Raw genomic sequence first — 26,792 nt, forward strand, 5'->3', positions numbered from 1 at the left:
CCATGTCCGGCTACATGCAGTGCCCCAAGTGCCGCGGTGCGATGCGCACGTACAACCGCAGCGGCGTGCAGATCGAGCAGTGTGACAACTGCCGCGGCATCTTCCTGGACTACGGCGAGCTGGAGGCCCTGACCCGGCTGGAGTCGCAGTGGGGCGGGCAGGCCGTTCCGCCTCCGCCGCCGGCCGCTCCGGCGCCCGCGTGGGGCTCGCACGGCGGTCACGGCTACGGGCACGGCCACGGTCACCGGCGCGGCTTCGGCCATATGCTGTTCTCGTCCTGATCCCCGCCTCGGTATCGTGGGGCCTGTGACCGTACGTGTGCGATTCGCCCCCTCCCCTACCGGCATGTTCCACGTCGGCGGTGCCCGTTCGGCGCTGCACAACTGGATCTACGCCAAGCAGCAGGGCGGCGTGTTCGTGCTCCGGGTGGAGGACACCGACGCCTCGCGCAACCGTCCCGAGTGGACGGAGGGCATCATCTCGGCCCTCGCGTGGATCGGCATCGCGCCCGGCACGTACGAGGGTCCCTACTTCCAGTCGCACAACGCCCAGGCCCACCGTGACGCCGCCGAGAAGCTGTTCGCGGCGGGCCTGGCGTACTACTGCGACTGCACGCGCGAGGACGTCCAGGCCCGCACCGGCAACCAGTACTCCGGCTACGACGGCCACTGCCGCGAGCGCGGGCTGACCGCCGGGCCGGGCCGGGCGTTGCGCTTCCGCACGCCGGACACGGGCACGACCGTCGTGCGCGACATCATCCGCGGCGAGCCGCCGTTCGACAACGACAAGCTCGAGGACTTCGTCATCGCGCGGGCCGACGGTTCCGCGGTCTTTCTCCTGGCGAACGTCGTCGACGACCAGCTCATGGGCATCACGCACGTCATCCGCGCCGAGGAGCACCTGCCCAACACGCCGAAGCAGCAGCTGCTGTGGGAGGCGCTCGGGCACACGCCGCCGGTGTGGTGCCACGTTCCGGTGGTGGTCAACGAGAAGCGGCAGAAGCTGTCGAAGCGGCGCGACAAGGTGGCGCTGGAGCAGTTCCGCGACGAGGGTTACCTCGCCGACGCCATGCGCAACTATCTGATGCTGCTGGGCTGGGCGCCCTCCGGCGACCGCGAGATCGTGCCGTGGTCGGTCATCGAGGAGGAGTTCCGGCTCGAGGACGTCAACGCGTCGCCGGCTTTCTTCGACGAGAAGAAGCTGCGGGCGTTCAACGGGGAGTACATCCGCGCACTGTCCACAGAGGACTTCGTCGCGGCGTGCGAGCCGTGGCTGACGAAGGCCGCGTGGCCGGGGTTCGACGCGAAGGCGTTCGCGGCGGTGGCGCCGCTGGCGCAGACGCGCATCACGCTCCTGGCGGAGATCGTGTCCTATGTGGACTTCCTCTTCCTCGACGCGCCCGACGTCGACGAGGCCGCGTGGGCGAAGGCGATGAAGGAGGGCGCGGCCGACCTGCTGAACGCCACCATCGCCGCCTACACGACGGTCGCGTGGGACGCCGAGACGCTCAAGTCCACATTGGAGGGTCTCGGGACGGAGCGGGGACTCAAGCTCGGCAAGGCGCAAGCGCCGGTGCGGGTCGCCGTCACGGGCCGGTCGGTGGGGCTGCCGCTGTTCGAGTCGCTCGAGGTGCTGGGCCGCGAGCGGACGTTGGAGCGGCTGCGCGCCGCCGTGTCCCGGCTGGGGTAGTGGTGGAGGGACCGGTGCTCACCGCCAGCGCGCTGGAACGCCATATCGGGCTGCTCACCGAGTTCGGGCCGCGGCACGGCTCGAATCCGCCGGCGGTCGACGCCGCGCTTCGGTACATCACCGACGAGTTGACCTCCTACGGGCTCACGGTCGCGGTGCAGCGATGGGGCCCTGAGCCGTTCGAGATAAATCTGACGGCGGCGATCGGCGCGGGTCGGGCACCGGCGATCGAGCTCGGCGCGCACTGGGACACGGTCGCGGAGAGCCCGGGCGCGGACGACAACGCCAGCGGCGTGGCGGGGGTCCTGGTCGCGGCGCGGACGCTGACGGCGGCCGTCGCGTCGGGCGGGTGGCGTCCGGCCCGGCCGGTGCGCTTCTGCCTGTACGGCGGCGAGGAGGACGGTTTCCTCGGCAGCGCCGCGCACGTACGGCGCTCGGCCGGGGTGATCCACGGCGCGTTCGTGCTGGAGATGATCGGCTACCGGGACAACACGACCGGCTCGCAGCGGCTGCCGCCCGGGGCGTCACTGGTGCTGCCCGACGTGCCGCGCACGGCCGACTTCGTCGCGGTGCTGGCCGACCCTGCCTCGGCGGCGCTGGCCGAGGCGGTGGCCCGCAACGCCGAGGACGACCTGTCCGTGCGCGCGGTCGTGGTGCCGCCGCTGCTGCGCCCGGTGGTCAACCGCAGCGACCACGTGCCGTACTGGCGGGCCGGGCTGCCGGCCGTCACGGTGACGGACACGGCCGAGTACCGCAATCCGCACTACCACCGGGTGACCGACACGCTGGGCACGCTCGACCTGGACTTCGCGGCGGCGGTCACCCGCGCGGTCACCGCCGCCGTCGTCGAGGTGACGAGCCGGCTGTTGTAGCCGGCAGAGCGTCAGAGCGCGAGTAGCGCCTTGGAGAGCTCGTCGGGGTGGGTCAGCAACGCCTCGTGCGAGCCGGGGACGACGACCGGTTCGACCCCTACCCGGGCGGCGAACTCGGAGCCGGGCCGGGCGAGCGCGCGGTCGTCGGCGGCGAGCAGGTACGACGCGGGGATCCCGCCGGTGCCCGGGTCCGGTCCGTCGTAGGGGTCCAGGAAGTACCGGCCCGGGTGCGGCATCAGCAGGTCGTGCGCGAGGCGTTGCACCGGCTCCGGCTCGTCCTGCATGAGCAGCTGCTGGACCTGCTCGAACAGCACGTGGACGGCCCGGTCCGGTGACGCCTCGATCGTGGCGCGCACGTAGGCGGCGCCCTCGGCCGGGAGTTCGTCGTTCATCGAGACGCCGGGCCGCGGTACGACGGAACTGAAGTACACGAGGCGGCTGACCCGCTCCGGAACGCGGTACGCGGCCGCGGTCGCCGGGATACCGCCCCAGCTGTGCGAGACCACGACGACGTCGGTGTGCCGGGCGATGACGGCCGTCAGCCGGTCCACCGCGTCGGCGAGCGTGACCGAGGAGACGTCGTCGCCGTGGTCCAGCCCGGGCGGGGTGAACGTCACGGCGTGGTGCCCCGCGGCGCGCAGGCGGGCGGCGACGGGATGCCAGGCCCAGCCCCCGTGCCAGGCACCCGGTACCAGGACAAATGTTGAGCTGTCGGTTGTCACGGGAAAATGGTGTCCTTGCCGACCGGCCGCCGTCAGTGCTATTGATCGCGCATGCCGCAAGAATCCTCGCAGCACCGAGTGATTGCCATAGTCCAGCCGGGCGCGAACCTGTTCGAGGTGGCCTGCGTGGCCGAGGTGTTCGGCGTGGACCATCCCGGCATGGAGGGGCCGCTGTACGACTTCGCGCTGTGCGCCCCGGATCCGTCCACGACGCTGCGCGACGGGCTGTGCACGCTCTCCGGGATCATGCCGATGAGCGCCGCCGACACCGCCGACACGCTCGTCGTCCCGCACTCCCCGGGCGCCGCGGCGCACCCCGAAGTGATCGCCGCGATCCGCCGGGCTCACGCGCGGGGTGCGCGCCTCCTCGCGTTCCACGCCGGCGTGCTGACGCTGGCCGCGGCGGGTGTGCTGGACGGCCGCCGCGCGACGACGCACTGGCAGCTCACCGACGAACTACGCGCGGAGTTCCCGAAGGTGCTGGTCGAGCCCGACGTGCTGTACGTGGACGACGGCGACATCCTCACGGCGGCCGGCAGTTCGGCCGTTCTCGACCTGGCGCTGCATCTCGTGCGGCGGGATCACGGCGCCGACGCCGGCTGCGCGCTCGGCCGGCGGCTCACGTTCTCGGTGCACCGCGACGGCGGCCAGCGGCAGTTCGTCGAACGCCCCCTGCCCGAGACCCGCGACGAGTCGCTGGCACCGCTGCTCTCCTGGCTCACCGGTGTGCTCGAACAGCCGCTGACGGTCGCCGACCTCGCCGCGCGCGCCGGGGTCAGCCCGGCCACGCTGCACCGCCGGTTCCAGGCGCAGCTGTCGACGACTCCCCTGGCCTACCTCAACCGGGTGCGGGTCACCCGGGCGTGCCGGATCATCGAGGGCGGCGAGGCCCGCCTGGAGGTCGTGGCGCGCCGCAGCGGTCTCGGCACCGCCACGAACCTCCGCGCGCTGATGCGCCGCGAGACGGGGCTCAGCCCGTCCGAGTACCGGCGCCGGTTCGCTACGACGGGTTGAGCCGTGCCGAGTACTTGCGCCAGGCCCGGGAGGAGAGCGGCCGCGCGGCCAGCCACAGCAGCTTCGGGACGGCGTCCCGGAACACCGCCTCCATCGCGGCGTCGTTGTGGTGCAGCAGCATGCCGAGCGCGATCGGCCGCTGCGGGCCAGGTATCTTCCGGTTCCCCGCCGCGGCGACCTCCTTCCACTCCCGGTCGGTGACGTACCGGTCGATCAACGCGAGGATGCGTGCCTCTTCCAGGGACAGGTGCTCGTTCAGCAGCGGCAACAGCTCCTCCGCCGTGCGGGCGAGCGCGTCGCGGCCGGCCCGGTCGCCGGTGGTGCCCCAGCGCTTCGCGCCGACGGTCAGTTCGTCGAGCTTGGCGTGGATCCGGTGGTGCTGCTCCTCCATGGTGTGCACGAGCGGCTGCACCTCGTGCGGTGCCCGTTCGTGGAGCTTCGGCCAGAGCAGGTCGTCCTCGCTGGTGTGGTGCGCATCGAGGAGCAGGCTGACGAACGCGATGTGCTCGGCGACGACCGCCGCCCGCCGCGCGTTGTCGGCCGGGACACGGCGGATGAGATCGGGAAGCGCCGCGTACTCGTTGCGGAACGCGTTGTGCACGCCGACCATGTCCCGGCTGTCGGCCATGGTGGTGGAACCCTGTGACATAGCCGCATGATCGAGGTCGGGGCCTACAGCCGGCTTGCAATGGTCATACAGCGCCGCTTGAATCCTGCGGGTGCGAACGTTCGCCGTGCTGGGACCCACCGAGGCGTCGCTCGGGGACGGCCCGGTCGACATCGGCGGACCGTTGCCGCGCCGGCTGCTGGCCGCGCTCGTCGTCGCCGAGCGGCGGCCCGTCCCGGACGACCGCCTGGCGGAGCTGATCTGGGCGGACAGCCCGCCGGCCGAGCCCGGGACCGCGGTGCAGGTGTACGTCTCGCGGCTGCGCCGGGCCCTGGCCGACGGCGACCGCAGCGTGATCTCCCGCGCACCGGCCGGTTACCGGCTCGCCGCCGAACCCGGTGCGACCGACGTCGAGCGGTTCGCGGCCCGGGTCGCCACGGCGCGGGCGCTCACCGGCGCGGCGGCGGTGACTGCGTTCGAGGAGGCGCTGGCGCTGTGGCGCGGCGAGCCGTACCAGGACCTGCCGGACGACGTGGACGTGGCAGCGGCCCGGGCGCGGCTGCGGGAGTTCCACGAAACGGTCCAGGAGGAGCACGTCACGGCGCGGCTCGCGGCAGGCGACGAGGTGGGCGCGATCGCCGCGCTGGAGGGTCTGGTCCGGGCGGCGCCGCTGCGCGAGCGGCGTTGGGAACTGCTCGCGATCGCCCTGTACCGGGCCGGGCGGCACGCCGAGGCCGTGGCCGCGCTCGGCCGGGCGCGCGAGCTGATCGCCGCGGAGCTTGGCGTCGACCCCGGACCCGAGCTGTCGCGGCTGGAGCGGGAGCTGGCGGCGCCGGCGCCGCGGCCGGTGGCCCGACCGACGCGGCCGCTCTCCTCCTTCGTCGGCCGCGACGCCGACCTCGCGTTGCTGTCCGAGCTGGTCGCCACCCGCCGGCTCGTCACCGTCGTCGGCACGCTCGGTATGGGCAAGACGCGTCTGGTGAACGAGTACGCCGCCACGCGGACGGACCACGACGGGCCCTGGCTGGTGCGCCTCGCCGACGTCACCGACCCCGCCGCGCTGCCCTCCGCGATCGCCGGCGCGCTGCGGCTCGCGGAGCGGGCCGGGGAGCCGTTCGAGCCGGTCGCCGCCGCGCTGCGCGGCCGCCACGGGCTGCTGATCCTGGACAACTGCGAGCATCTCGTGCGGCACGTGGCGGCGTTCACCCGCGAACTGCTGGGCCGGGTGCCGGACCTGCGTGTCCTGGCGACCAGCCGGGTGCCGTTGGGCGTCGACGGCGAACACCTGCTGCCGCTGGGGCCGCTGTCCACTGTGGACGCCGCCGCCCTGCTGGCCGACCGGATCGGCGCCGTTCGTCCGCAGTGGACGCCGGACGCGGGCGAGGTGCGTTCGCTGGCGGACGCGTTGGACGGGATCCCGCTGGCCATCGAGCTCGCCGCCGCACGCACGCGGGTGCTGGGCGTGCACGAGATCACCGCGGGGTTGGACGACCGGTTCGAGGTGCTCGGGTCCGCGCTGGAGGCGGCCGTCGCGTGGAGCGTGGGCCTGTTGACGCCGGCCGTGCGCGCGGCGCTGCTGCGGCTGTGGCCGTTCGAGGGCGGGTTCCCGCGCTCGGCGGTCGAGGGGCCGGACGCGCTGGACGCGATCACCACTCTCGTCGAGCACTCGCTGGTCGTCGCCGAGACCGACGGCCCGCAGACCCGGTACCGCATGCTTGAGACGATCCGCGCGTACTGCCGCAAGAACGACCCGGCGCCGGCCGCGAGCCGGGCCGCGCACGCGGCGTGGGTGCACGCGTTCCTGGCGGAGTCGGTGGCGGCGCTGCGCGGCCGGCATGCCGCCGCGGCGATCCGTGCGATCACCCGGGAGCTGCCGAACATCCGCGCGGCGATCGGCCACGACCTCGACGCCGCGCCCACGGCGGCGCTCCGTTCGGCCGGCCTCATGCTCTGGCACTGGGCCCGCTCGGGCCTGCTCGCGGAGGGGCGGCGGCTGCTGGACGCGGCCCTGCGGGCGGCCCCGGACGCGCCCACGGGCGACATCGCGCTGGCCCGCGCCGCCCGCGCCGTGCTCGGCTACGCCGACGGGGAGGTGGCCGGCGCGCACGCGCGGATCAACGCCGCCGCGCGGCTGGTCGACCCGGCCGCCGAACCGGTGCTCTACGGCGAGCTCCGCTTCTATGAGGCGCTGGCCCACCTCCCCGCCGGCGACCCGGAGTCGGCACTCGCCGCCGCCACCGAGGCGCACCGCCACGGCCGCGCCACCGGCGCCGGCTGGCTCATCGCCCAGTCGACGCTGATGTGGGGCAGCGCCCTCGCCCTCGCCGGGCGGACCGACGAGGCGGCGGCGAAGATGCGTGAGGCGAACCGCGTCGCGCTCGACCACGGCATCGGCTGGTCCGCGGCCATCAGCGAGCTGATGCTCGCCCAACTGCTCCTCGACGTGGGCGGACCCGCCGCGGCGGACGAGGCGATCGGGCTGCTGTGCCGCGCGGTCGCGGGGTTCCGGGCCGAGGAGGACATCGTCCAGGCGGTCCTGGTGCTGCACAACGGTGTCATCGCGCTCGCGGCGACCGGCGCGCCGGTGGCGGAGCTGCGGGCCGCCGTGCACCGGCAGGTGGTGCGCCACGGGCTGGTCCTGGAGCAGACCTACGCCTGGGGGCGCACGCCGGAGGGCTGGTACGAGGGGGTCGAGCCGACCGGGGAGCCGCTGAGCCTCGACGACACCGTCGCCCTGTTCCTCGAGCACTCCGGCCACCGGAACCTGCCGCCGGTGCCATGATCGCGGCGGTGGTCGTGCCCTGCGCGTGGGAACGCTTCCTGTCGGTCGGCTGAGCGGCCGCGTTCAGGTGGGCGGGTCCAGCCTGAGCAGGGTGCGGCTGCGGCCCGGGCGGGGGTACGCCTTCGCCGCGTCGGCCAGCCGCGCCGCATGGTCCCGCTGCTTCTGCCAGTGCCCGTACAGCGCACCCCGCTGGGACAGCCGGTCGACCTCGGTGATCATGTCGGGGTCGACGTCGCCGGGCGGCGCGTCCCGCCAGGGGGTGCCCGGCAGCGGCATGAACGTGTGCGCGTGGATGCGGGCGCCGAGGTCGGCGAGTTCGCGGGCCAGGCCCAGGGACGCCGCCGCCTCCTCGGCCGACTCGCCGGGCATCCCGAAGATCATGTCGACGTTGATGCGGAAGCCCTCCGCCACACCGAGGCGCACGGCGCGCCGGATCTCCTCGACCCCGTGGCCCCGCTTGGCGGCGTCCAGCACCCGCTGCGAACCGGACTGCGCCCCGACGATGATGTTGTCGTTGTGGCAGTACTTCCGGACCAGGTGCAGCGCCTCGACGCTCACGTGCTCCGGCCGGATCTCGCTGGGGAACGAGCCGAAGAAGACCCGCCCGTCCGGCCCGATGCCCTCCTTGCACGACGCGAGAAGTTCCTCCACCGCCGCGAGGTTTGGCGACTCGTCGTCGCTGCCGTAGGACATCGCGGTCGGCGTGATGAACCGCACGTCGCGCAGCCCGCGTTCGCGCATCCGATCCACGTGCCAGCGCACGTCGTCGACCGGCCGGTGCCGGAACCGCGCGGAGAACATGAACGGCGTCCCGCAGAACCGGCAGGCGTACACGCAGCCGCGGGTGATCTCGATGGCGTTGTACTTCTGCCAGCGCAGCGAGAACCCGCGGAACGTCCCGAGCGGCAGCCGCTCCGGCTTGCCCGTTCGCACGACGGCGCCGGTGTCGTCGCGGTAGGCCAGCCCGGGCACGCCCACCGGGTCGCCGCCCGCGTCGACGAGCCGCAGCAGCGTCGGCTCACCCTCGCCGACGGCCGCCACGTCCCAGCCGGCGTCGAGGGTCTGCACCGGTTCGGCGCTGGCGTGCACCCCGCCGGCGACGTGCAGCGCACCCGGCGCGGCGGCCTTGATCGCGTTGACCTCCTCGGCGAGCGCGGCCGCGTCCGGCGAGTAGAACGACCACAGCACCAGCACCCGCCTCGCCCGCGGCAGCGCCTCGCGCACAGCGGCGGTCGCCGAAGAAGCGGACTCGGCGAAGACGACCTCGTAGGACGTGCGGGTCTCGTGCTCCTCCAGGGCGCCGAGCAGCACGTGGAACCCGTACGTGACCGCCTTGCGGTAGCGCAGGATCAGGACGAGGTCGACCATCCCGACATCCTGCCAGCCGTGGATCCGAAGGTCAGCAGGCGTCCCGCCTTGTCGCGAGGCAGCGCACCGCGAGCGTGTCCGGGTCGAAGGTGTACGTCACCAGCCGCTCACCCGGCCGTTCGACCTCCACCCAGCGCGACTCGCGGAACTTCGCGGACACCCGCTGGGTGGTCTCCGGCGAGATCACGAACGCCGTGGACTCCCGGCTGAGCCAGCCGTCCAGGGAACGGATCCGCAGCGACACGATGGTGCCGACGCGTTCGCGGTGCTGGTAGCGGACGATGGCGAACCTGCCGTCGCCGGAACGGGCCACCACACCGATCTCGCGGTCCGGCGGCCAGTTGGACCGCGCCGTCGACAGCGGGAACCAGCTCGCCACCAGCAGCACGGTCAGCGCCAACGGGAGCGCGGTGCCGACGTTGACGGCGGCGCGGTGCCGGGCGCCGATCGCCGAGCCTGCGCTGATCAGCAGCAGCGCGGCGACGAGCGGGAGCAGCAGGTGTTCGAGGTGCTCCGCGAGCCCCAGGTGGACCACCGCCACGAAGCGCCCCGGGTTGATCCGGGCGAGCACGACGCCGGCCGCCAGCAACAGCCCGCTCCAGAACAGGATCCGGCCGATCCAGCGGCGCGCCCGGCTGACGGGACGCCACGTGGCACCCGGGGTCGGCAGCGGCCGGTCCGGTCCGGCGGGTTCCCAGGTTCCGTCGATCACCCGTTCCGACATCCGGCCATTGTGGACCGACGGCCGAAGGAAGCGACATCCGTCAATCGGACGGCTCGACGCGGATACCGTCCGGCCGCAGCGCCGATACCGCACCGGTGCGCGGGTCCCGGTCGACCCGCCAGCCCGCCTCGTGCACCAGACCGTGGTGGTACGGGCACAACAGCACCAGATTGTCCACTGTGGACGTTCCGCCGGTGGCCCAGTGCCGGGTGTGGTGCACCAGGCACTCGGCCGGCCGCCGGTCGCACCCGGGGAAGACGCAGCCCCGGTCGCGCAGCTCCAGCGCGCGGCGCACGCCCTGCGGCACCGTGCCGGTCTCCGCGCCGACGTCGAGCACCTCCCCGGCCGCGCCGAGCACCGCCGGCACCACCATCGCGTCGCACGCCAGCCGCCGCGCCGTCTCGGCCGGCACCGGCTCACCCGAGCCCAGCTCGGCGCAGCCGTGATCCGGCCCGGCGGGACCCGGATCCCACGCGGCGGAGCCGATGCCCGGCCCCGCGCCGGCCCCGTCGGCGACCACGCCTTCGCGTGTGCCACCGCCGCGGCTCCGCGGTCGACCGGCCGGACGGCCCGCCGTTTCATCGGAAAGAGCGGAACCGGAGAGGACCGCGAGGGGCACGGTCACGACGACCCGGGCGCGCTCCGGCCCGGCATGGATCTCGGCCCGCAGGGCCGTGCGGCAGACGGCGGCCAGCGCGTCGGCGCGGCGCTGGGCCGCCGACCGCTCCGACCCCGCCTCCGGCCGGTGCGCCGACAGCGCCGTGAGCAGCAGCTCCCCGTCGCCCGCGTCGAGTTGTCCGCGCAGCGTCACCGCCCCCTCGACGGTCCGGGCCGCGTCCAGCCATCTGTCTTCGCGGGAACGTCTCAGCGCGACCAACGAGCTCACCGGCGACGCCCCCGCGCGCAGCCGGCGGGCGGAGCGGCGCACCCGGCCGGGCGGCTCGCGGCGGGCCCGGTCGAGCAGCGCGCCGGCGGCGGCCCGCGCGGTCGGGCCCCCGCCGAGCAGCCACGTCGCGTCGTCGATCGCGGCGACGTGCTCCGCGGAGATCTCGCCGCGCCCGAACGCCTCCGCGGCCGCCGGGTGCTCCCGCAGCGCGCCGGCCACGGCGGCCAGCCGTCCCGCGTCCGTCCCGTCGAGGCGCAGCCGGTGCCGCAACCAGTCCCGCGTGGAACGCGCACCGTCCCGCCCCGCCGCGGCCCGCTCGTCGAACTCCGCGACCCGCCGGGCGAGCTGCGCCTGCACGCGGCACGCCAACGCCCACAGCCGGCGGATGTCCTCGCCCAGCTCGCGATCGCCGCATCCGGCCAGGTCCTCCGCATCGAGGTCGGCGACCGCCTCGGCGAGCCCGTTCGTACGCATGTACGAAAACTAGCGTTCCCGGGAGGGCGACGCCACCCCGTCGTGTATGCCATCGACGGCCGACCGTGAAAGGGTGGGTCGCAATGACCGAACCCGTTCCGTTAGAGGCGAGCATCCGCGCGATCGAACGCGCCGCCGGCGCCCTCGCGACCGCCAGCGTGGCGCGGATGGACGAGACGCTGCCCTGGTTCCGGGAACTGCCCGCCGACCAGCGGGCGTGGGTCATGCTCGTCGCCCAGACCGGCGTGCGCGGGCTCGTCGAGTGGCTGCGCCGCCGCGACACCGGCACCGGCACGCAGGAGGTCTCCGACGAGGTCTTCGACGCGGCGCCGCGGGCGCTGGCGCGTTCGATCAACCTGCAGCAGACCGTGCAGCTGATCCGCATCACCATCGAGGTCTCCGAGGAGCAGGTGCACCGGCTCGCCGCCAAGGGCGAGGAGGTGGCGATCCGCGAGGCGGTGCTGACGTTCAGCCGGGAGGTGGCGTTCGCGGCGGCGCGGGTGTACGCGCGGGCGGCCGAGACGCGGGGCGCGTGGGACGCCCGGCTGCAGGCCCTGCTGGTGGACGCTCTTCTGCGGGGGGACTCCTCCGACGTGCTGGCCAGCCGGGCGGCCGCGCTGGGCTGGGCCGACCCGTCGCCGGTGTCGGTGACGGTGGGGCGTTCGCCCGGGGGCGAGGCCTCGGCCATCCTGCACACGGTGTACCGGATCGCGCGGCGGCTGGGGCTGGAGATCCTCGGCGGCGTGCACGGCGACCGGCTCGTGGTGGTGCTGGGCGGCGTGACGGACCCGTTCGCGGCGACGGAGAAGCTGCTTGTGGGCTTCGGCGAGGGGCCGGTCGTGGTGGGGCCCTCGGTGCCGAGCCTCGACGAGGCGGCGGAGTCGGCCCGGGCGGCCCTCGCCGGCTACCGGGCGGCCCCCGCGTGGCCCGCCGCGCCGCGTCCGGTCGCTGCCGCGGATCTTCTGCCGGAACGCGCGCTGGCCGGCGACGGCGAGGCGCGGCGCATCCTCCGACAGGACGTGTACGGGGCGCTGGCGCGTTCCGGGGGCGAGCTGCTGGAGACGCTCGACGCGTTCTTCGCCGCCGGCGGGGTGCTGGAGGGTGCCGCCCGCGGGCTGTTCGTGCATCCGAACACCGTGCGGTACCGGCTGCGGCGGGTCGGCGAGATCACCGGGCTGACGCCGCTGACACCACGTGACGCGTTCGCGTTACGTATCGCACTCACAATTGGCCGATTGGACCCTTCCGCCACACCGGTCATTGCATCCAGCTAAATTCTTTGTAGGGTTCCTACAAAGATCACGATGCGGTTTGGTGCCCGGCGCTACCCGACCGAACGGGTGACATCGGTCAGGCTGAGATCGTGCTAGCCGTTCTCGCCCCCGGCCAGGGAGCCCAGAAGCCCGGATTCCTCACCCCGTGGCTCGCGCTGCCCGGCGCGGAGGCCCGCTTGCGCTGGTGGTCCGCGCTCGCCAGCGTCGACCTCGTGCACCTGGGCACCGAGGCCGACGCCGAGGAGATCCGCGACACCGCCCGCACCCAGCCACTGCTCACCGCGGCCGCCCTGCTCGCCGCCGAACACCTGCCGATGTACGACGTCACCGTCGCCGCCGGGCACAGCGTCGGCGAGTTGGCCGCCGCGGCGTTCGCGGGCGTGCTGAGCCCCGACACCGCCGTGACCCTCGCCGGGGTGCGCGGCCGCGAGATGGCCGCCGCCTGCGCGCTCGAGCCGACCGGCATGTCGGCGATCCTCGGTGGCGACGAGACCGAGGTGCTGGCCGCGATCGAGGCGTTCGGGCTGCACGCGGCCAACCGCAACGGCGCCGGCCAGATCGTCGCCGCCGGTGCGCTGGACGCGCTGGAGAAGCTCAAGGCCGAGCCGCCGACCCGCGCGAAGATCATTCCGCTGAGCGTGGCCGGGGCGTTCCACACGCCGTTCATGGCGCCGGCGGAGCAGGCCCTCGGCACCGTCGCCGGCGGCATCACCGTCGCCGCGCCGCACAAGATCCTGCTCTCCAACCGGGACGGCAACGCCGTCGACCACGGGCCGACCGTGCTCCGGCGGCTGGTGCGCCAGGTCACCGCGCCCGTGCGCTGGGACCTCGTGATGGCCACCCTCGCCGACCTGGGCGTCACCGCCGTCATCGAACTCCCGCCCGCCGGCACCCTCGCCGGACTCGTCAAGCGGGGCGTCAAGGGCATCGAGATCATCACGGTGAACACGCCCGACGATCTCGACAAGGCCCGCGACGTCATCGCCCGGCACGGGGCACAGCCGACCCACGAGCCGCACCCGGAGTTCCGGGTCGTGGTCTCCGGGGCGGCCGGCACCTTCGAGCCCGCCGAGGGCCTCGACGAGGGCCACGAACTGCGCGACGGCCAGGTCATCGGCGCCGTCGTGTCCCGCCAGGGACCGGTCGAGGTCACCGCGCACGGCGCGGGCACCCTCGCCGAGTGGCTGGCCAGCAAGGACGACCCCGTGGCCCCCGGCCAGCCGCTCGCACGCATCGGAGGCGCGCTCTAAATGGGTTCTCGTATCGCGGCACTCGGCCACTACCAGCCGGCGCGCATCGTCACCAACCACGACCTCGCCGGCATGGTCGAGACCAACGACGAGTGGATCCGGGACCGGGTCGGCATCGTCAGCCGCCGCATCTCCGAGGGCGAGGGCGTGGCCGACATGGCGACGTACGCCGCGGAGAAGGCGCTCGCCGCCTCCGGCCTGAACGCCGCCGACATCGACCTGGTGATCGTGGCGACGTGCAGCGCCGAGGACCGCTGCCCCAACATGGCCACCCGCGTGGCGCGCCGCCTCGGGGTACCCACCCCGGCCGCGTACGACCTCAACACGGCCTGCTCCGGGTTCTCCTACGCGCTGGCCAACGCGGATCACGCGATCAGCGCGGGCGCGGCCCGCAACGCCATCGTCATCGGCGCGGAGAAGCTGTCGGACGTCATCGACTGGCAGGACCGCACGGTCTCGATCATCTTCGCGGACGGCGCCGGCGCGGCCGTCGTGACGCACTCCGACGAGGCGGCGATCGGCCCCGTCGTGTGGGGCTCCGCCCCTGAGAAGGGCGAGATGATCCGCATCGAGGGCTGGCAGCCGTCGGTCAAGCAGGAGGGGCAGGCGGTCTTCCGCTGGGCCACCACCGCCGTCGCGCAGCACGCCCGGCTGGCCTGCGAGAAGGCCGGCGTCGCCCCGGAGGAACTCGCCGCGTTCGTGCCGCACCAGGCCAACACGCGCATCGTCGACGCCATCGCGAAACGCCTCGGCCTGTCCGAGAACGCCGTCGTCGCGAAGGATCTCGTCGAGTCCGGCAACACCTCGGCGGCCAGCGTGCCGCTCGCCCTGTCCAAGCTGGTCGAACGGCATGAGGTGCCCTCGGGCGCACCCGTCCTGCTGTTCGGCTTCGGCGGTGGACTCACATATGCCGGGCAGGTAGTCCGCTGCCCGTGAACGACCCGTCCATTTCGTCGAAGGAGAGCACCACATGAAGGACCGTTCCGAAATCGTCACCGGTCTCGCCGAGATCCTGGAGGAGGTCGCCGGCGTGAACCCGGACGACGTCGCCGAGGAGAAGTCGTTCACTGAGGACCTCGACGTCGACTCGCTGTCGATGGTGGAGGTCGTGGTGGCCGCCGAGGAGAAGTTCGACGTCAAGATCCCGGACGACGAGGTGCAGAACCTCAAGACCGTGGGCGACGCCGTGTCGTACATCCAGAAAAATGCGGCATGAGCGGAGTTGACGTAGTCGTCACCGGGCTCGGCGCGACGACCCCCCTCGGTGGGGACGTCGCGTCGACCTGGGAGGCGCTTGTCGCAGGCAAGTCCGGCGTCGGCGTGCTGGAGCAGGAATGGGCGGCGCCCCTTCCGGTCCGCATCGCCGCACAGCTGGCCGACGACCCGACCAACCACATCGAGCGGGTGAAGACCCGCCGGCTCGACCGTTCGGAGCAGATGGCGATCATCGCCGCCTGGGCCGCGTGGCGGGACGCGGGCGAGCCGGACGTCGAGAAGGAACGGCTGGCCGTCGTGGTCGGCAGCGGAATAGGAGGGGCGACCACGCTCCTCGCGCAGGACGACATCATGGAGGCCAGCGGCCCTCGCCGGGTGTCTCCGCACACCATCCCGATGCTGATGCCCAACGGCCCCGCCGCCTGGGTCGGGCTCGAACTGGGCGCCCAGGCCGGGGTGCACGCGCCGACCAGCGCGTGCGCGACCGGAGCCGAGGCGATCGCCTGGGCGCTGGACATCATCCGTTCCGGCCGCGCCGACGTGGTGGTGGCCGGCGGTACCGAGGCCGTCATCCACCCGCTGCCGATCGCCGGGTTCTCCTCGATGCGGGCCATGTCGACCCGCAACGACGAACCGGAGAAGGCGTCCCGCCCGTGGGACAAGGCGCGCGACGGTTTCGTGCTCGGCGAGGGCGCCGGGATCATCGTGCTCGAACGCGCCGACAGCGCGAAGGCGCGCGGCGCGAAGATCTATGCCCGCCTGGCCGGCGCCGGGATGACCTCCGACGGGTTCGACATCGTGCAGCCGCACCCCGACGGCGTCGGGGCCGTGCGCGCGATCAAGGCGGCGCTGCGCGACTCGGGCTTCGCCAGTTCGGACATCGGTCACGTCAACGCGCACGCCACGTCGACCCCGGTCGGCGACATGGCCGAGATCAAGGCGCTGCACCACGCGATCGGTGAGCAGGCCGTGCTCACCTCGACCAAGTCGATGACCGGGCACCTGCTCGGCGCGGCCGGCGCGGTGGAGTCGATCGCCACGATCCTCGCCCTGCACCACGGCGTGATCCCGCCGACCATCAACCTCGACGACCCGGACGACGCCCTCGATCTCGACGTCGCGGCGCACAAGGCGCGGCACGTGGAGCTCCAGGCGGCGCTCAACAACTCGTTCGGATTCGGGGGCCACAACGCGGCCCTCATCTTCGCCCGGGCGTGAGCGGACGCATGCGGGAGCGAACCATGAAACACAGTGCGCCCGCGTCTCGCGGCGCCGGGGCGCAAAGCGAGCCGGCGCCGTGAGCGTGCCCGACCCGATCGTTCGTTCGGAGGCAGTGATGACCCTGACCACTCCCGCCGGTGCCCAGACCGAGGCGCCCGACTTCCGCGATCCGCAGGTCCGGCTGCGGAACCTCTTCGACGCCGGAACCCTGCGCCTGCTCGCCGCGGCGGACACCTCGGGCGTGCTGGCCGGCCGCGGCGAGATCGACGGCACGCCGGTCATCGCCTACTGCACGGACGCCACCAAGATGGGCGGCGCCATGGGCGTGGAGGGGTGCCGGCACATCGTCGACGCCATCGACGCCGCCGTGCGGGAGCGGGTGCCGGTCGTCGGGCTGTGGCACTGCGGCGGCGCCCGGCTCAACGAGGGCGTCACGGCGCTGGACGCGGTGGGTCAGGTCTTCGCGGCCATGGTCCGGGCGTCGGGTCGGGTACCGCAGATCTCGGTGGTGCTCGGTCCGGCGGCCGGTGGTGCGGCCTACGGACCGGCGCTCACCGACATCGTGATCATGAGCGACCAGGGCCGGATCTTCGTCACCGGACCCGAGGTCGTCCGCAGCGTCACCGGCGAGCAGGTCGACATGGAACGCCTCGGCGGCCCCGAGCCGCACGGCCGGCGTTCCGGCGTCGTGCACGTCACCACCAAGGACGAGGCGGGCGCGCTCGAGAAGGCCCGTCAGGTCGCCGCCCTGCTCGGCCGCCAGGGGCGCATCTCCCCGGCCGACGCCGCGCAGACCACCGACCTCGGTGCCCTGCTGCCGGAGCAGACCAACCGCGCCTACGACGTCAAGCCGCTCATCAAGGGCCTGCTCGACGAGCCGGGTGTGGAGCTGCACGCCAAGTGGGCCCCGAACGTCGTCACGACCCTCGGCCGCTTCGCCGGGCGCACGGTCGGCGTGATCGCCAACAACCCGATGCGCCTCGGCGGCTGCCTCGACGCCTCCAGCGCCGAGAAGGCCGCGCGGTTCGTGCGGATGTGCGACTCGCTCGGCGTTCCGCTGATCGTGCTCGTGGACGTGCCCGGCTACCTGCCCGGCCTCGGCCAGGAGTGGGACGGCGTGGTGCGCCGCGGCGCGAAGCTGCTGCACGCGTTCGCGGAGGCGGTCGTGCCGCGGGTGACGCTGGTGACGCGCAAGGCGTTCGGTGGCGCGTACATCGCGATGAACTCCCGCTCGCTCGGCGCCACGGCCGTGTTCGCCTGGCCGAACGTGGAGATCGCCGTGATGGGTGCTCCCGCGGCGGTGAACATCCTGCACCGCAAGACGCTCGCCGCGACCCCGGCCGCCGAGCGGGACGCCAAGCGCGCGGAACTGATCGAGGAGCAGATCCGCGTCGCCGGTGGCGTCAACCGGGCGCTGGAGATCGGCGTGGTCGACGAGGTCGTCGAGCCGTCCGACACCCGGCGGCGGATCGCCGAGGCGCTGGCGGGCGCACCGGCCGCGCGCGGCGCGCACGGCAACATCCCGCTCTAACCAGTACTAGCAGGACGTCTTGGCCGACAGGCCGGTCACCGGAACGGGTGCCTGGCCTGTCGGCTTCTGCTTTCCGGCCAGCACGGCGGCCAGCCCGATCATCGACGCCTGCCCGCCCGAGAACGTCGCGACCAGCGCCCCCTGCGCGTTCTGCAGGACGAACGGCGTGTCCATCGCGACGGTGATGTCGGCCGGCCCCACCGCCGAGGAACCCTCGCCGTAGCCGATCAGGCGCACCCTCTTGCCGCCGGACTCCTTCACCGGGATCCCCTGGGCGGCGAGCGCCTCGGTGAGCCACTGGCGCGACTGGGCCCACTTGGCGTCGGCGACGATGGTGACGCCGGTCGACGCGGAGACGGTGCACTGTCCCTTGTAGACGGTGATGCCGGCGGCCGCCACGGCCTGCGCCGCCGCCCTGTCCGCGGCGCTGTCCAATGTGGACATGTCGGGCCGGCTGTGCGCGGCGAGCTTGTACCGCAGCGTGAGCACGCGGGTCGCGGCCTCCTTGAGGCGTTCGCGCGGGAGGGCGCCGGACTTGAGCGCGTCGAGCAGTCCCTTGTGGGCCTGCTGCAGGTTGGGCGGCATGAGCAGCAGGTCGTTGCCGGCCAGCAGCGCCTTCACGGCCGCCTCGCCCGGGGAGTACTTCTTGGCGGGCTCCATGTTCATTGCGTCGGTGACCGCCACGCCGGTGAAGCCCATCCTGGTGCGCAGCAGATCGACGAGAACCTTCGAGGAGAACGTCGCCGCGACGCCCGGGTCGACCGCCTTCACGTCGAGGTGACCCGTCATCACCATCGCCACACCGGCCTTGATCCCCGCGTCGAACGGCTTCAGGTCGACGTTCTGCAGGGCGGCCATGTCCTGGGTGAGGGCGGGCAGCACCTCGTGGCTGTCGCCGCTGGTGTTGCCGTGTCCGGGGAAGTGCTTCAGCGAGGCGGCGACGCCGGCGCCCTGGAGGCCCTTGGTGGAGGCGACCACCTGTTCGGCGACGACGTCCGGGTTGTTGCCGTACGAGCGGCTGCCGATGACGGCGCTGCGGGCGCCGAGAACGTCCGCGTCGGGCGCGAAGTCGACGTTGATGCCGAGCGCGGCGAGATTGCCGCCGGCGGCCTTCCACGCGGCCTCGGTCAGCTCCGGCTTGCGCGCCGCCCCGAACGCCATCGCGCTCGGCAGCTGCACCACGCCGCTTCTGATGCGGGTCACCACGCCGTACTCCTGGTCGGTCCCGATCAGCAGCGGCAGCGCGCCGCCGGCGGCCTCGTTGAGCCCCTTGGTGAGCGTGAAGATCTGCTGCGGCGAGTCCACATTGGACGACTTGTTGGTGCTGGAGGTGGGGTCGTTGACGGTCCAGCCCATCAGGATCAGCCCGCCGAGCCGGTACTTCTTCACCATCTCGGCCGGCGTGGCGACCCCGGCGTAGGCGCGGTTCTCCGCCTTGGCGGCGTCCGGCACGGTGTTGGCGTCGCTGCCGTAGGCGTACGGCATGAGCACCTGACCCACCAGGTCCTCGTCGCCGAACTTCGCGATCGCGGCGGCGGCCTGCGCGGCCGGGTCGGCACCGGCGGTCGGGGCGGCGGCCGGTGCCTGCGAGGACGGCGCCGAGGCGCCCGCCGCCGGACGGCCGCCGGACCCGTCGGAGCCGCACGCCGCGCCCAGTGTCGCCACCGCAGCCAGCATCGTCACGAAACCCACCACCCGTCGCACCCCCGCCACATAACCAGACGGGGTCGACGGATGCTAATCGGAGACCTAGCCCACCCTGGTGAGCAGCGGAACGGGCATTCCGTCGGCGGCGTGCCGGTACGGCTCCAGTTCGACGTCCCAGGCGGTGCCCAGTTCCTGCTCGAGGCTGTGGGCGAGGGCCTCGTAGCCGCGGGAGGCGGCCACCAGGGCGCGCAGCCTGTTCTCGTCGATCATGATGTCGCCGTTGGCGCTGGCCGTGGCGCGGAAGAGGCCGCGGTTGGGAACGTGCATGATGCGTTCGCCGTCGCAGCCGTCGCTGGGCTCCTCGGTAACCTCGAACCGGAGCATCGGCCACTGGCGCAGTGCGCCCGCGAGGTCGGCGCCGGTCCCGGGCTTACCCGTCCAGACGTACTCGGCACGCCGGGCACCGCTTTCGACCGGCTGGAGCGTCCACTCCAGTCGGACAGGCGCGCCAAGAACACGCGCCAGAGCCCACTCGACGTGCGGGCACACGGCGAGTGGGGTCGAGTGGACGTAAACAACGCCACGCGTGCGCACGATGCGGACCTCCCGAGTGACCGAGGTGCGTCTTCCCCTACGACCTCGGCGCGGCGGTGCTCGCCCGTGCCCCTGTGCTCTTCAATTGGTGGTGCCTATTTAATTGATGGACCGCAAAGATCCGCGGTCGTCACGTCGACCATGATGCAGGCCAAGAGGCCTGTGCGCCACCGGTTGACCGTACCAACTGGACCAACGCGCATACTCCGGCACGGTTACCGGTCACACGAGTGCCTCAGTACCCATATTCAGCGACGACCCACCTACTTAGCGTAGAAATCTTGCGGATTCCGTAGGTGTTTCGAGAACTTACCCGCGGGTACGATCCGGCCATGCAAGCCGATCTTCAACGGGGCGTCCGAACCTCGGACGGGATCAGGTTGCACGTGGCCGAGTACGGCGCGTCAGCCCACGCCGCCGATGTGACCGTGCTCATGCTGCACGGCTGGACGCTGGATCACCGCCTCTGGTCGCGCCAGATCGACGACCTGCCCGACCGGTTCGGCGGCGCGGTGCGGATCCTGGCGATCGACCTGCGCGGCCACGGCGAGTCCGAGGGCTGCGCCGCCGACGGCACCACGCTCGACCGGCTCGCCGACGACCTCGCGGCCGTCCTGCGCGAACGCGCACCCGAGGGACCGGTGGTGCTCGTGGGGCACTCGCTCGGCGGCATGGCGATCCTGGAGTTCGCGCACCGCTACCCCGAGGAGTTCGGGCGGCGGGTGCGCGGGGCCGCGCTCGTCTCCAGCAGTGCCGAGGGAGCCGCCCACACCAACTACGGACTCGCCCCGTGGCTCAGCACGGCGCTGCGGCAGTTCGAGACGAACGGCGCCGCGCTGCTGGCCAAGCTGGGCCCGTGGCGCCCGCACCGCCCGCTGATGCCCGCGCTGTGGCCCGCCGTGCGCTGGCTCGTCTTCGGTGACCGGGTCAGCTGCGAGGCGATGAAGCTCACGCTCGCGATGATCAGCTGCGCGTCGCTGCGTTCGATCGGCGGCTTCCGACCCTCGATCAGCCGGATGAACCGGGTCGACGCGCTGCGCGCCCTCGCCGACGTGCCCGTCGCGGTGCTCGTCGGCACCCGCGACCGGCTCACCCCGGTGAAGTGCACCGAGGCCATGACGGCCGCCCTCCCGCACGCCGAACTGCAGGTCCTCGACGGCTGCGGGCACATGCCCCCGCTGGAGTGCCCGGACACGGTCACGAACGCCCTGGCCCAGGTCTGCCGCGCGGCCACCCGCGAATCCTCGATCCCGGCTCAGGCCGCCGCAGAAAGCGGATCCTCAATCCCCGCTCAGCCGGTCGCAGTAGGCTGAGAGGCTGCGCGCCCCCGGCGCCCGAGCGTGGGGCCGGTACGGTAGCGGGGCCCGGATCCCGCGCAGTGGAGGTGACCGCGACCGTGGACATGCTCAAGGAGTGGCTCGAGGTGCTCCCACCTCAGGGCATCGCCGCCGTGGTGTGCCTGGTCATCGGCCTGGAGAGCATGGGTATCCCGCTCCCCGGCGAGCTGATTCTGGTGAGCGCGTCGCTGCTGGCCTACACCGCCGACTTCAATCCCTGGTGGGTGGCCATCGGCGCGTCGATCGGCGCCATCGTGGGCGACTCCATCGGATACGCCATCGGGCGTCGGGGCGGTCGCCCGCTCCTCGAACGGCTCGGCCGCCGGTTCCCCAAGCACCTCGGGCCGCCGCATCTGGCCAGGGCCGAGGAGACGTTCGCCAAGTGGGGCGTGTGGGCCGTGTTCTTCGGCCGGTTCGTCGCGCTGCTGCGGATCCTCGCCGGCCCGCTCGCCGGCGCGCTGCGCGTTCCCTATCACAAGTTTCTGATCGCGAACGCGGCCGGCGGCATCGTCTGGGCCTGGGGCACGACGTTCGTCATCTACAAGGTCGGCGAGGTCGCCGAGAAGTACCTCAAGGGCTTCTCCTACGTCTTCCTGATCGTCGCGGTCGTGGCCGGCATCGGGTCGACGTGGTTCTTCAAGCACCGCGCCGCCAAGCGGGCCAAGCAGACCGAGGCCGAGCTGGCGGCCGTCGACGCCGAGGTCGACACCCCCGTGGAGGGCACCGTCGAGGCCGGCACGATCGCCGCGGCGGTCGCCTCCGCCGGCACGCACGCCGCCGCGGACCGGATCGTCCACCCCCACGCGCACGACCAAGAACGGTAAGAACCAGGAGAACGCCCAGATTGTTGAGCGAAGGCGCCGCACCGGCCCGGGCCGCGGCCGGCTCTGAGGTCGAGGCGGCCGAGTTATCGGCCGAACAGCGCTACGTCGACCGGGTCTACCGCCGCCTCGACGCGTTACGGCTGACCGCCGCCGAGTCGGAGAAGGCCGGCTACGGCATCGCCAAGGTCGGCAACCACGGCGCCTACGTCGAGCGCGACGCCATGGTGTACCACGCGGCACGCCGCCGGCTCGCGCTCGACGCCGAGTACGAGGGCCTGGTCTTCGGCCGGCTCGACATGGGCCCCGGCGCCCGCCCGCCGGACGGCGGCCCCGCCTCCGCGCCCGTCGAGCCCGCCGTTCCCGGGGGCGAGGTGCGCTACATCGGGCGGCTGGGCCTGCGCGACGAACGCTACGAGCCGCTCGTCGTCGACTGGCGCGCGCCGGCCGCGGCGCCGTTCTACCGGGCGACGGCAGCGGACGCGATGGACGTGGTGCGCCGGCGCACCATCCGCAGCCAGGGCGAACGCGTCGTGGGCGTCGAGGATGACCTGCTCGACCCCGACGCCGCCCCGGAGGACCTGCCGGTCATCGGCGAGGGTGCGCTGCTGGCGTCGCTGGGCCGGGCGACCGGGCACGGGATGCGCGACATCGTCGCCACCATCCAGAAGGAGCAGGACGACGCGATCCGTTCGCCGGCGGCGGGTGTCACGATCGTGCGCGGCGGTCCGGGCACCGGCAAGACCGCCGTCGCGCTGCACCGGGCGGCGTACCTGCTCTACAACGACCGCAACCGGTTCGAGTCCGGTGGGGTGCTCGTCGTCGGGCCGTCCGAGGTCTTCGTCGACTACGTGGCCCGCGTGCTCCCCTCGCTCGGCGAGGAGGCCGTCACGCTGCGGGCGCTCGGCAAGCTCGTCCCCGGGATCTCCGCCGACCGCTACGACCCGCCGGCGCTGGCCGCCGCCAAGGGTTCGGTGCGGATGGCGCGCCTCCTGGCCCGCGCCGCGCGCGATGAGGCACCGGACGCGCCGGACCGTTTCCGGATCATCTACAAGGGGGAACTCCTCACGCTCGACCGCAAGGCCCTCGCCGACCTGCGCCGCACCGTCCTGCAGAACGGCGCGCGGCGCAACGCGGTGCGCGCCAAGGCCGCCGGCTGGGTCCTCGACGCCCTGTGGAAGCAGACCGACGGGCTCATCCCCAAGGCGATCCGGCCGCCGCGCGAGGAGACCGCGCAGGACATCGCCGAACGGCCGGAGTTCCGGGCGTTCATGGCGAAGTGGTGGCCGGTGCTGCGCCCCGTGGACGTGCTCGGCTGGCTGCGCGACCCGCAGCGGCTGCGCCGCTACGCCGAGGGCATCTACTCGAACAACCAGATCGACGTGCTGACGAAGGCGTTCCGCCGGTTCGACCCGGAAAACCTGACCGTGGCCGACGTGGCGCTGGTCGACGAGCTGGACGAGCTGCTCGGGCGGCCCAAGGTGAAGGCGGCGCCGCGCAAGGACCCGTTCCATGTGATGGACGGGGTGCACGAGGTCTCCACCCACGCGGACCGGATGGCGGCGGCACGCCGGGTCGCCACCGAACGCCCGGCGGACTACCGCGAGTACGCGCACATCGTCGTCGACGAGTCGCAGGACGTCACGCCGATGCAGTGGCGGATGATCGGCCGGCGCGGGGAGTTCGCGAGCTGGACCGTCGTCGGCGACCCGGCGCAGGCCGCCTGGGGCGACGCCGCCGAGGCCACCCGCGCGATGACCGAGGCGGTCGGCACGCGGCGCAAGGAGTTCGCGCTCACCACCAACTACCGCAACGCCGCCGAGATCTTCGAGGTCGCCGCGGCCGTCATCCGCCGGGCCGAACCGGGCATCGCGCTGCCGCGCGCCGTGCGCAAGGCCGGCGTCGACCCGCGGCACGTCGTCACCGCCGACCCGCGCACGGCCACCGTCGAGGCGGTCGAGCGGATCCTCGGCGAGGTCGACGGCACGGTCGGCGTCATCGCCAGCACCGCGCGGCGCGACGAGGTCGCCGGCTGGCTGCCCGCCGAGGAACGGCTCCAGGTCGTTTCCGGGCTGGAGGCCAAGGGCATGGAGTACGACGGCGTGATCGTGGTCGAACCGGGTGCCATCGCGGCCGAGGGGCGTTCCGGGGTGGCGACGCTGTACGTCGCGCTCTCCCGCGCCACGCAGCGGCTCACCACCGTCGGCAAGGACCTGTCGTGGCTGCCCTGATCCGGCGCGCCACAGCCGACGACGTCCAGGGGATCGCCACCGTGCAGGTGCGCTCCTGGCAGGCGGCCTACCGGGGGCAGCTGCCCCAGGCGTTCCTCGACGCGCTCGTGCCGGAGCAGCGCTTCGCGCACTGGGATCACTACGTGGGTCTGGCGGACTGGCCGCGCACCGGCACCCTGGTGGCGGTCGACGGCTCCGAGGTGGTCGGCTTCGTGCAGTTCAGCCCCTCGGCGGAGCCCGACACCGGTGACCTCAACGCGATCTACGTGCTGCCCTCGGCGTGGGGCACCGGTGCGGGGCGCGGGCTGATGGCCGGCACGGTGGCGGCGTTCGCCGAGGCAGGGTTCCGGCGGGCGACGCTGTGGGTGCTGGAGAGCAACGAGCGGGCGCGCCGCTTCTACGCGGCGGCGGGCTGGGCGCCGGACGGCGTCGAACAGCAGGACACCGTCGCCGGTGTGCTCGTCAACGAGGTCCGCTACGCCGTAGACCTGTAGACGTCGACGCGCCGCGGCACCGGCGGCGGCAGTTCGCGCGGGGAGACGCCGTGCCAGCGGTGCAGCACCCACAGCTCGACGCCGGCGAACGCCGCGAGCGACAGCGGGCTACCCAGCCCGACGACGACGTTCCAGGGGGACGGCAGCGTCTGCGACGGCCCGTAGGCCACGAAGACCGCCACCTGCGTGGCCGCGTATCCGAGCGCGCACAGCGCCGGCAGCATCGGGTGCCCGTCCGCCGCCCGGAACCAGTGCCGCACCACCAGGAACCCGGTCACCGACACCGCGGGGAACCCGACCAGCAGCAGGAAGATCAGCCACAGGCTCCAGTAGCCGTGTCCCATCCGCCAGCCGATGAACAGCGTCGTCGCCGCCAGCGCCACCACGCCGAGGAACACGCACACCATCGTCACCGCGGGCAGCAGCAGCGCACGCCCCTGCGCCCGCCGGTCGCGCGCCACCGCCAGCACCGCCGCCATGGCGAGCACGACGGCGGGGATCGCGAACCCGGCGTTGATCGCGGGCGCGAACACGAACCGGTTGAGTGTCCCCTCGAAGTCGATCCCGGTGTAGCGCACGCTCTGGTAGACCACCCAAACGGCGGCCCCGGTCCGCAGCCACTCCAGGGCTTTCACCAGCGCCGCCGGCCGGCCGAAGCGGTACTCCGGCGTCAACGGACGAATCAGCTGCCACAAGCGCCCCCGCACGGGGACACCCTACGCGTCCTTGAGAACGCCCTCCAGCGCGTTCATGGCGAGCTCCACCTCATCGGCGGTGATCACCAGCGGCGGGGCCAGGCGCAGCGTCGAGCCGTGCGTGTCCTTCGCCAGAACGCCGCGCTCGGCCAGGCGTTCGCAGGCGCGGCGGCCGGTCAGCAGGGCCGGGTCGATGTCGATGCCCGCCCAGAGCCCGCGGCCGCGCACCGCCGTGAGGCCGCTGCCGACCATCGCGTCGAGCCGGGTGCGCATGACGGCGCCGAGTTCGCGGGCCCGGGCCTGGTACTCGCCGGTCGTGAGCAGCCGGACGACGGCACGGCCGACCGCGCACGCCATCGGGTTGCCGCCGAACGTCGACCCGTGCTCGCCCGGCTTCAACACCCCGAGCACGTCGGCCCGCCCCACGACGGCCGACACCGGCACCACTCCTCCGCCGAGCGCCTTGCCGAGCACGTACAGGTCGGGCACCACACCCTCGTGGTCGCAGGCGAACGTGTCACCGGTGCGGCCCAGGCCGGACTGCACCTCGTCGGCCACGAAAAGGACGTTCTCCCGAGTGCAGAGCGCGCGCACGGCGGGCAGGTAGCCGGGCGGCGGCACCAGCACACCGGCCTCGCCCTGGATCGGCTCGAGCAGCACCGCGACGGTGGTCTCGTCCACCGCGGCCTCGAGCGCCGCGAGGTCCCCGTACGGCACCACCCGGAACCCGGGCGTGTACGGCCCGAAGTCGGCGCGCGCCTCCGGATCGGTGGAGAAGCTGACGATGGTGGTGGTGCGCCCGTGGAAGTTGCCCTCGGCCACCACGATCGTGGCCCGGCCGTCCGGCACGCCCTTCTTCAGGTAGCCCCACTTGCGGGACACCTTCACCGCCGTCTCGACCGCCTCCGCGCCGGTGTTCATCGGCAGCGTCAGGTCGGTGCGGCACAGCTGCGCCAGCTCCCGGCAGAACGGCCCGAACTGGTCGTGCAGGAACGCGCGGCTGGTGAGCGTCACGCGGTCGAGCTGCTCCCGGGCGGCCGCCACGAGGTCGGGGTGCCGGTGGCCGAAGTTCAACGCGGAGTAGCCGGCCAGGCAGTCGAGGTAGCGGCGGCCGTCCACGTCGGTGACCCAGGCGCCGGCTGCCTCGGCGACCACGACCGGCAGCGGGTGGTAGTTGTGGGCGGTGAAGCGTTCCGCCTCCTCGACCGCCGGGGTGGTCAGGTCCTCGCGCAGCGCCGTCACGGCCCCTCCTCTTGCGGATCTCCACTGTCAGGGTGCCGCACGTCAGCGTGCCGCACGTGCTGAATCATCCACCGCGAATCGTGTGTCCGGCCCGTTCGGACG

24 protein-coding genes are annotated in these 26,792 nt (G+C 73.1%); 15 read left to right on the top strand and 9 right to left on the bottom strand.

Going from position 1 to position 26,792, the window contains the following annotated elements:
• The first annotated feature begins 2 nt into the window (after positions 1-2).
• Genes Val02_RS19470 through Val02_RS19480 form a run of 3 tightly spaced genes read left to right on the top strand, consistent with a single transcriptional unit; the run spans position 3 to position 2,561 of the window.
• The gene (locus Val02_RS19470; protein ID WP_239153182.1) at positions 3-281 is read left to right on the top strand and encodes a TFIIB-type zinc ribbon-containing protein; all 279 of its coding nucleotides are present in this window, start codon (positions 3-5) and stop codon (positions 279-281) included.
• 25 nt (positions 282-306) lie between these two features.
• Positions 307-1,689, top strand: a complete 1,383-nt coding sequence (gene gltX / locus Val02_RS19475; protein ID WP_275415588.1) for a glutamate--tRNA ligase — start codon at positions 307-309, stop codon at positions 1,687-1,689.
• Between the two features lie 14 nt (positions 1,690-1,703).
• Positions 1,704-2,561 carry a M28 family peptidase gene (locus Val02_RS19480; protein ID WP_203900541.1) on the top strand — a complete coding sequence of 286 codons (858 nt, stop codon included), beginning with the start codon at positions 1,704-1,706 and terminating at the stop codon, positions 2,559-2,561.
• An 11-nt stretch (positions 2,562-2,572) separates the two neighbouring features.
• Here the strand turns inward: Val02_RS19480 and Val02_RS19485 are convergent, their stop codons facing one another.
• Positions 2,573-3,283: an alpha/beta fold hydrolase gene (locus Val02_RS19485; RefSeq protein WP_239153183.1), complete on the bottom strand. Its 711-nt coding sequence runs from the start codon at positions 3,281-3,283 to the stop codon at positions 2,573-2,575.
• Between the two features lie 126 nt (positions 3,284-3,409).
• Here Val02_RS19485 and Val02_RS19490 point away from each other — a divergent pair, with 126 nt between their 5' ends.
• Positions 3,410-4,297 (top strand): GlxA family transcriptional regulator, encoded by an 888-nt coding sequence (locus tag Val02_RS19490; protein WP_239153184.1) that lies wholly within the window; start codon positions 3,410-3,412, stop codon positions 4,295-4,297.
• On the opposite strand, the gene Val02_RS19495 is transcribed toward Val02_RS19490, so the two are convergent.
• Positions 4,284-4,946, bottom strand: coding sequence for a hemerythrin domain-containing protein (locus Val02_RS19495; RefSeq protein ID WP_203900544.1), 663 nt, complete (start codon positions 4,944-4,946; stop codon positions 4,284-4,286). The genes Val02_RS19490 and Val02_RS19495 overlap by 14 nt on opposite strands.
• Before the next feature lie 70 nt (positions 4,947-5,016).
• Between Val02_RS19495 and Val02_RS19500 the strand changes: the two genes are divergently transcribed.
• On the top strand, positions 5,017-7,686 hold the full coding sequence (locus Val02_RS19500) for an AfsR/SARP family transcriptional regulator (protein WP_203900545.1): 2,670 nt from the start codon (positions 5,017-5,019) through the stop codon (positions 7,684-7,686).
• A gap of 63 nt (positions 7,687-7,749) precedes the next feature.
• On the opposite strand, the gene Val02_RS19505 is transcribed toward Val02_RS19500, so the two are convergent.
• From Val02_RS19505 to Val02_RS19515, 3 genes are read right to left on the bottom strand one after another with little or no spacing between them, the layout of a single operon-like run.
• The gene (locus Val02_RS19505; protein WP_203900546.1) at positions 7,750-9,054 is read right to left on the bottom strand and encodes a TIGR04013 family B12-binding domain/radical SAM domain-containing protein; all 1,305 of its coding nucleotides are present in this window, start codon (positions 9,052-9,054) and stop codon (positions 7,750-7,752) included.
• A 31-nt stretch (positions 9,055-9,085) separates the two neighbouring features.
• Entirely contained in the window at positions 9,086-9,778 is a 693-nt protein-coding gene (locus tag Val02_RS19510; protein ID WP_203900547.1) for a hypothetical protein, read from the bottom strand.
• Positions 9,779-9,818: 40 nt separating this feature from the next.
• Complete coding sequence (locus tag Val02_RS19515; protein ID WP_203900548.1) at positions 9,819-11,138, bottom strand: HNH endonuclease signature motif containing protein; 1,320 nt, start codon at positions 11,136-11,138, stop codon at positions 9,819-9,821.
• Between the two features lie 83 nt (positions 11,139-11,221).
• Here Val02_RS19515 and Val02_RS19520 point away from each other — a divergent pair, with 83 nt between their 5' ends.
• From Val02_RS19520 to Val02_RS19545, 6 genes are all read left to right on the top strand, one after another.
• Positions 11,222-12,412 (top strand): PucR family transcriptional regulator, encoded by a 1,191-nt coding sequence (locus Val02_RS19520; RefSeq protein ID WP_203900549.1) that lies wholly within the window; start codon positions 11,222-11,224, stop codon positions 12,410-12,412.
• 89 nt (positions 12,413-12,501) lie between these two features.
• A complete protein-coding gene (locus tag Val02_RS19525; protein WP_203900550.1) occupies positions 12,502-13,662 on the top strand; it encodes an acyltransferase domain-containing protein in 1,161 nt (386 codons plus the stop codon).
• On the top strand, positions 13,663-14,598 hold the full coding sequence (locus Val02_RS19530) for a beta-ketoacyl-ACP synthase III (RefSeq protein WP_203900551.1): 936 nt from the start codon (positions 13,663-13,665) through the stop codon (positions 14,596-14,598).
• Between the two features lie 34 nt (positions 14,599-14,632).
• Entirely contained in the window at positions 14,633-14,878 is a 246-nt protein-coding gene (locus Val02_RS19535) for an acyl carrier protein (RefSeq protein WP_203900552.1), read from the top strand.
• Positions 14,875-16,095, top strand: a complete 1,221-nt coding sequence (fabF, locus tag Val02_RS19540; RefSeq protein ID WP_203900553.1) for a beta-ketoacyl-ACP synthase II — start codon at positions 14,875-14,877, stop codon at positions 16,093-16,095. Before Val02_RS19535 ends, fabF begins: the two co-directional genes overlap by 4 nt.
• 118 nt (positions 16,096-16,213) lie before the next feature.
• On the top strand, positions 16,214-17,629 hold the full coding sequence (locus tag Val02_RS19545; RefSeq protein ID WP_203900554.1) for an acyl-CoA carboxylase subunit beta: 1,416 nt from the start codon (positions 16,214-16,216) through the stop codon (positions 17,627-17,629).
• A gap of 6 nt (positions 17,630-17,635) precedes the next feature.
• On the opposite strand, the gene Val02_RS19550 is transcribed toward Val02_RS19545, so the two are convergent.
• Both Val02_RS19550 and Val02_RS19555 read right to left on the bottom strand, forming a co-directional pair.
• A complete protein-coding gene (locus Val02_RS19550; RefSeq protein ID WP_239153195.1) occupies positions 17,636-19,306 on the bottom strand; it encodes a glycoside hydrolase family 3 protein in 1,671 nt (556 codons plus the stop codon).
• A gap of 72 nt (positions 19,307-19,378) precedes the next feature.
• The gene (locus Val02_RS19555; protein ID WP_203900556.1) at positions 19,379-19,870 is read right to left on the bottom strand and encodes a DUF3145 domain-containing protein; all 492 of its coding nucleotides are present in this window, start codon (positions 19,868-19,870) and stop codon (positions 19,379-19,381) included.
• A 332-nt stretch (positions 19,871-20,202) separates the two neighbouring features.
• Here Val02_RS19555 and Val02_RS19560 point away from each other — a divergent pair, with 332 nt between their 5' ends.
• The 4 genes from Val02_RS19560 to Val02_RS19575 all read left to right on the top strand — a co-directional run bounded on the left by Val02_RS19560 (position 20,203) and on the right by Val02_RS19575 (position 24,753).
• Positions 20,203-21,183 (top strand): alpha/beta fold hydrolase, encoded by a 981-nt coding sequence (locus tag Val02_RS19560; protein ID WP_203900557.1) that lies wholly within the window; start codon positions 20,203-20,205, stop codon positions 21,181-21,183.
• Between the two features lie 71 nt (positions 21,184-21,254).
• On the top strand, positions 21,255-22,031 hold the full coding sequence (locus tag Val02_RS19565; RefSeq protein WP_239153185.1) for a DedA family protein: 777 nt from the start codon (positions 21,255-21,257) through the stop codon (positions 22,029-22,031).
• Positions 22,032-22,054: 23 nt separating this feature from the next.
• Positions 22,055-24,259, top strand: coding sequence for a HelD family protein (locus Val02_RS19570; protein ID WP_203900558.1), 2,205 nt, complete (start codon positions 22,055-22,057; stop codon positions 24,257-24,259).
• A complete protein-coding gene (locus tag Val02_RS19575; protein ID WP_203900559.1) occupies positions 24,247-24,753 on the top strand; it encodes a GNAT family N-acetyltransferase in 507 nt (168 codons plus the stop codon). Before Val02_RS19570 ends, Val02_RS19575 begins: the two co-directional genes overlap by 13 nt.
• Here the strand turns inward: Val02_RS19575 and Val02_RS19580 are convergent.
• Together Val02_RS19580 and rocD are read right to left on the bottom strand one after the other, a co-directional pair.
• Entirely contained in the window at positions 24,735-25,460 is a 726-nt protein-coding gene (locus tag Val02_RS19580) for a hypothetical protein (RefSeq protein ID WP_203900560.1), read from the bottom strand. The genes Val02_RS19575 and Val02_RS19580 overlap by 19 nt on opposite strands.
• 9 nt (positions 25,461-25,469) lie before the next feature.
• Positions 25,470-26,681 carry an ornithine--oxo-acid transaminase gene (gene rocD, locus Val02_RS19585; protein ID WP_373317916.1) on the bottom strand — a complete coding sequence of 404 codons (1,212 nt, stop codon included), beginning with the start codon at positions 26,679-26,681 and terminating at the stop codon, positions 25,470-25,472.
• Between the last annotated feature and the right edge of the window lie 111 nt (positions 26,682-26,792).

The sequence above is a fragment of the Virgisporangium aliadipatigenens genome, from assembly GCF_016863615.1.
Lineage (GTDB): Bacteria > Actinomycetota > Actinomycetes > Mycobacteriales > Micromonosporaceae > Virgisporangium > Virgisporangium aliadipatigenens.